Consider the following 4934-nt stretch of genomic DNA (forward strand, 5'->3'; position numbering starts at 1 on the left):
TTGAAGCGATGTCGAACAGGAAGTCGATGCCCCGTATGAAAACCCTTATGCGGCTGGTTATGCTGGCAACCATGAATCCATCCATCCGGCTCGTCGCTCTTTCGGCCCTGACCCTGTCCCTCGCTGCATGCGACACGATGACGCATTCGGTTCGTATCGAGCCCGCATCGCCGTCTTCGGCCGCGATGCGTCCGTCCGATGTAGCGCCGGCCCGAATTCCTGGGGGCAGCTACCAGGTCGTCCATGGCGACACGCTTTATTCGATTGCCTTCCGCAACAAGGTGGATGTACGCGATCTAGCCCAGTGGAACGGCATCCAGGCGCCTTACACCATCTGGCCCGGACAGGTATTGCGGCTATCTCCGCAGGGTAGCGGTATACCGCAGCACGCCGTCGTGGCATCTGCACCTGGATCCGCACCGGCGGCCCCCCAGGCGCCGCCACCGCGGCCAGCCGCAGTAACCCCGCCGCCGGCTGCGCCCATGTTTGAGGATGTCGGTTCGGATAGTGGCAAACCCGCTCCTGCCGCATCGGTCGCCTCGGCGTCGCCGCCTGCCAAGCTCTCGGGCACCTCGGTGCCTGCCGTGCCCACCAGTACCGTGGTGCCGGTGGCTGGAGCGCCGACCCAATCTCCCGCGACGCAACCGCCGCCGCCTCCGCCTGCCGCGGTAGCCCCTTCACCGGGCGGCACGCGCTCGCAAGGTGGCGTGTCCTGGCGCTGGCCGGCCGATGGTCAATTGGGCAAGCGTTTCCAGTCGGGCGATGCCATTCCTGGCATCGAGATCCTGGGCAAGGCCGGTGATCCCGTCCGCGCTGCGGCTGATGGTGTGGTCGTGTATAGCGGCAATGGCTTGGTCGGTTATGGCGAGTTGATCATCATCAAGCACAACGACAGCTTCCTGTCGGCGTACGGCCATAATCGCAAGCGCCTGGTCAAGGAAGGCCAGAAGGTCACCGCCGGCCAGCAGGTGGCCGAGATGGGCGCTACAGGCGCATCGCGTGACGAACTCCAGTTCCAGATACGCAAGGACGGCAACCCGGTCGACCCGCTGGGCTACCTGCCTTCCAAGTGACACCGCCCGCCATGCATGCGGGCTGTCAGGTCGGGCGCTGCGCGCGCGCCCTATAAAGAGTAAAGGGAAAGACCGCCAAGGGGCGCGGAAAACCGCGTGGCGCTCTTCGCTGTTTATTCCTTATAACCCGTGCAACGGACGACTTCACAGCTACCGAGAAGCGGAGGCGGCCCTACGGGGGAGGCAGCACAAACGCAACCACCACACGCCGCCCTTCGCCTGCCAGCAAGTCATAGGTACGCGCAGCGGCGGCGTTGTCCATCACCTCGATGCCTACGCCTCGGCGCAGGAACCCGGCCATGAATTCGGCGGGAGGAAAGACCTGGCGTTCGCCGGTGCCGAGGATGACCAGTTCAGGTTGCAGCGCCAGTACGCTTTCGACTTGATCGGCTCCCAATGTCCTTGCGTCGGTGACCGGCCAATTTTCCATGGCCTGGTCCGGGGCAAGCAAGAAGCTGGCGCTGATGTCGCGGTCGACCACCGTGATCGCTCGTGCGGCAACGCGTCGCACGAACAGGAATTCGCCGGGACGATCGAGCGAGATGTCCATCAGCGGGGCAGGGCGAGCTTGGGCTCGTCCTCGTTGCGACGAAAGAGCACGACCACGTGGCCGATCTGCTGGATGCTCTCGGCGCCGGTACCTTGGATCAGGAAATCGATCTGCGCCTGCCGCTCCTCCTTATCCCCCCCAGAAAGCTTCACCTTGACCAGTTCATGGTGGGAAAGGGCCAGGTCCAATTCCTTGGCTACGGCCTCGGTCGCGCCTTTAGCACCCATCAGGATGACCGGGTTCAGGTCGTGGGCCAGGCTGCGCAGGTAGCGGCGCTGTGACGGGGAGAGGGCCATTCGTTCAGTCTCGGATTCGCGGCGGATGGACCGTAAAGGGTATCATGTGCTTCATTCCACCCCTAACCTGTGGCCGTTGCCGACCATGTCTCGCAGCAAAAGCAGTTCCCGCTGGCTGCGGGAGCATTTCGATGACGTTTATGTGAAGAAAGCCCAGGCCGAAGGCTTGCGTTCGCGTGCGGCATTCAAGCTCGAAGAACTCATTGATCGCGACCGGCTGCTCAAGCCGGGTATGCGTGTAGTCGACCTAGGGGCCGCTCCGGGCGGCTGGTCACAGCTAGTGCGACAGCGCATGGGTGATACTGGCACCATCATCGCCATGGATATCCTGCCAATGCAGGGTATCGGCGGGGTGGACTTCCTCCAGGGCGATTTTCGCGAAGAAACCGTGCTTAAAGCCCTGGAAGAGCGTCTCGATGGTCAGAAAGTCGATCTTGTTCTGTCCGATATGGCCCCCAATATGAGCGGTGTGGCGCTGGCCGATCAGATCCGGGCAATGGATCTGGCCGAACTGGCGCTCGATTTCAGCCGTCACTGGCTCAAGCCAGGCGGGTCATTCCTGATCAAGCTGTTTCAGGGGGCTGGATTCGATGATTACTTACGCAGCTTGCGCGCAGACTTCAGCCGCGTGACTATGCGTAAACCAAAGGCCTCCCGCGCACGTTCGCGGGAGGTGTATGCCCTGGCCACCGGTCGCAAGGCTGCTGGCGGGTAACCGGGCGAGAAACCGTGCATGAACGAAATGGCTAAAAATCTGCTGCTCTGGTTGGTGATCGCAGTGATCCTGCTCACCGTGTTTCAGAGCTTCAACCCGCATGGCGGCTCGTCGTCGGATCTGCCTTACAGCAGCTTCGTGCAAAGCGTGGACAACGGAAATGTGTCCAGCGCTACGATCAGTGCCGATTCGCCAGCCGCCATCACTGGCAAGCTCAAGGACGGCAGTTCATTCCGCACCGTCGCTCCGCAGCTGGGCTGGTCCACCAGTCCCATCGTCAAAGAGATGCAGGACAAGGGCGTAGAAGTGCGCCAGGAGCCATCCAACAGCGGCTTCTCCCTCCTGGGCCTTTTGCTCAACTGGCTGCCGATCATCCTCATCGTCGGCGTGTTCATCTGGTTCATGCGCCAGATGCAGGCGGGTGCTGGCGGCCGTGGGGCCATGAGCTTCGGCCGGTCACGCGCCAAGTTGCAGGGCGAAGACCAGATCAAGGTCAACTTCAGCGACGTGGCCGGTTGCGACGAAGCCAAGGAAGAAGTAGGCGAACTGGTCGAATTCCTGCGCGACCCGGGCAAGTTCCAGAAGCTCGGCGGCAAGATTCCGCGCGGCGTGCTGATGGTCGGCCCGCCCGGTACCGGTAAGACGCTGCTTGCCAAGGCGATTGCCGGCGAAGCCAAGGTGCCGTTCTTCTCGATTTCCGGTTCGGATTTCGTGGAAATGTTCGTGGGTGTGGGTGCCAGCCGTGTGCGCGACATGTTCGAGCAGGCCAAGAAGCATGCTCCTTGCATCATTTTCATCGACGAAATCGATGCCGTGGGGCGTCATCGCGGCGCCGGTCTTGGTGGTGGTCATGATGAGCGCGAACAGACGTTGAACCAGTTGCTGGTCGAGATGGATGGCTTCGAGGGTACCGAGGGCATCATCGTCATTGCCGCCACTAACCGTCCTGACGTGCTCGATCCGGCCTTGCTGCGTCCGGGCCGTTTTGATCGCCAGGTGGTCGTGGGACTGCCTGACGTGAAGGGTCGCGAGCAGATCCTCAAGGTGCACCTGCGCAAGGTGCCGGTGGCCAGCGACGTCAATGCCATGGTCATCGCACGCGGTACACCGGGTTTCTCCGGCGCGGATCTGGCCAACCTTGTCAATGAAGCGGCCTTGTTCGCCGCACGAGAGAACGCTCGCGAAGTTCGCATGATTCATCTGGACAAGGCGCGCGATAAGATCCTGATGGGTACCGAGCGCCGCTCGATGGCGATGGGCGAAGACGAGAAGAAACTGACTGCGTACCACGAGGCGGGCCACGCCATCGTCGGCCGTCTGGTGCCCGAGCATGATCCGGTCTATAAGGTCACCATCATCCCGCGCGGTCGCGCGCTGGGCGTGACCATGTATCTGCCAGAGGGCGACAAGTATTCGATGAATCGTGTGGCGATCGAGTCGCAGCTTTGCTCGCTGTATGGCGGCCGCGTGGCGGAAGAACTCATCTTCGGCGCCGACAAGGTCACCACGGGCGCGTCCAACGATATCGAGCGCGCGACCAAGATGGCCCGCAATATGGCTACCAAGTGGGGCCTGTCCGACGAGCTTGGTCCGGTGACCTACGGCGAGGAAGAGGACGAAGTCTTCCTCGGACGTTCGGTCACGCAGCACAAGAACGTCTCCAACGAGACCGCGCGCAAGATCGATGAGGTCGTGCGCGACATCCTCGATCGTGCCTACGCGCGGACCAAGCAGTTGCTGACCGATAACATCGACAAGTTGCATGTGATGTCCGATGCGCTGTTGCAGTACGAGACGATCGACGCGCATCAGATCGACGACATCATGGCTGGCCGCACGCCGGGCCCGCCGGCGGACTGGTCGAAGTCGACAACTTCTTCCACACCTCCGCCTCCGCCGCCGCGCGGTGGCGATGCGGGAGCCAAGCTTGGCGACCCCGCGACACAAAGCCGGTTCGCGGATCGGTGATGAGTAGCAGAAACGGCCCGAAAGGGCCGTTTTTCATGGGCTTGCTCACGCACACGACATGAGCAGAAGATCGGTCGTTGCGTAGTCGGTGACGTGGAAGCGATGGCGTTCCCTGGAGGCTCGTAGCAGGGCAGTGCACGTTGATCTTGTTGGGCTACGTGCGACGTCTGACGAAGCGCGGCCAGCGGCATGGACGTCTATCTGCTGGCAGGTGACCGCATGCGAATACTGCGGCGGCATAACGATACGGTGCTTCGATGAACACGACCGTACATCGGAATGAAAAAAATCTGAAAAAAGTATTGACGAGCAGGCTCGAAGTCTGAATAATT

Annotated in this window: 5 protein-coding genes; 3 read left to right on the forward strand and 2 right to left on the reverse strand. The window is 61.8% G+C overall.

Annotation, left to right across the window (positions count from 1 at the left end; all coding sequences use genetic code 11):
• The first annotated feature begins 59 nt into the window (after positions 1-59).
• Complete coding sequence (locus VF436_RS10475; RefSeq protein ID WP_330903967.1) at positions 60-1073, forward strand: peptidoglycan DD-metalloendopeptidase family protein; 1014 nt, start codon at positions 60-62, stop codon at positions 1071-1073.
• A 172-nt stretch (positions 1074-1245) separates the two neighbouring features.
• Here the strand turns inward: VF436_RS10475 and VF436_RS10480 are convergent, their stop codons facing one another.
• Entirely contained in the window at positions 1246-1623 is a 378-nt protein-coding gene (locus VF436_RS10480) for an Mth938-like domain-containing protein (RefSeq protein WP_330903963.1), read from the reverse strand.
• Positions 1623-1919 (reverse strand): ribosome assembly RNA-binding protein YhbY, encoded by a 297-nt coding sequence (gene yhbY, locus VF436_RS10485; RefSeq protein ID WP_330903964.1) that lies wholly within the window; start codon positions 1917-1919, stop codon positions 1623-1625. The genes VF436_RS10480 and yhbY overlap by 1 nt, the downstream gene beginning before the upstream one ends.
• A gap of 85 nt (positions 1920-2004) precedes the next feature.
• Between yhbY and rlmE the strand changes: the two genes are divergently transcribed.
• Positions 2005-2634 carry a 23S rRNA (uridine(2552)-2'-O)-methyltransferase RlmE gene (gene rlmE, locus VF436_RS10490; RefSeq protein WP_330903965.1) on the forward strand — a complete coding sequence of 210 codons (630 nt, stop codon included), beginning with the start codon at positions 2005-2007 and terminating at the stop codon, positions 2632-2634.
• A gap of 18 nt (positions 2635-2652) precedes the next feature.
• The gene (gene ftsH, locus VF436_RS10495) at positions 2653-4602 is read left to right on the forward strand and encodes an ATP-dependent zinc metalloprotease FtsH (RefSeq protein WP_330903966.1); all 1950 of its coding nucleotides are present in this window, start codon (positions 2653-2655) and stop codon (positions 4600-4602) included.
• Positions 4603-4934 lie beyond the last annotated feature (332 nt).

It is taken from the genome of Dyella sp. (genome assembly GCF_036384435.1).
Lineage (GTDB): Bacteria > Pseudomonadota > Gammaproteobacteria > Xanthomonadales > Rhodanobacteraceae > GSA-30.

Coding starts and splice junctions, on each gene's coding strand:
- VF436_RS10475 (WP_330903967.1), top strand. CDS start 60: ATGCTGGCAACCATGAATCCATCCATCCGGCTCGTCGCTCTTTCGGCC.
- VF436_RS10480 (WP_330903963.1), bottom strand. CDS start 1,623: ATGGACATCTCGCTCGATCGTCCCGGCGAATTCCTGTTCGTGCGACGC.
- yhbY (WP_330903964.1), bottom strand. CDS start 1,919: ATGGCCCTCTCCCCGTCACAGCGCCGCTACCTGCGCAGCCTGGCCCAC.
- rlmE (WP_330903965.1), top strand. CDS start 2,005: ATGTCTCGCAGCAAAAGCAGTTCCCGCTGGCTGCGGGAGCATTTCGAT.
- ftsH (WP_330903966.1), top strand. CDS start 2,653: ATGAACGAAATGGCTAAAAATCTGCTGCTCTGGTTGGTGATCGCAGTG.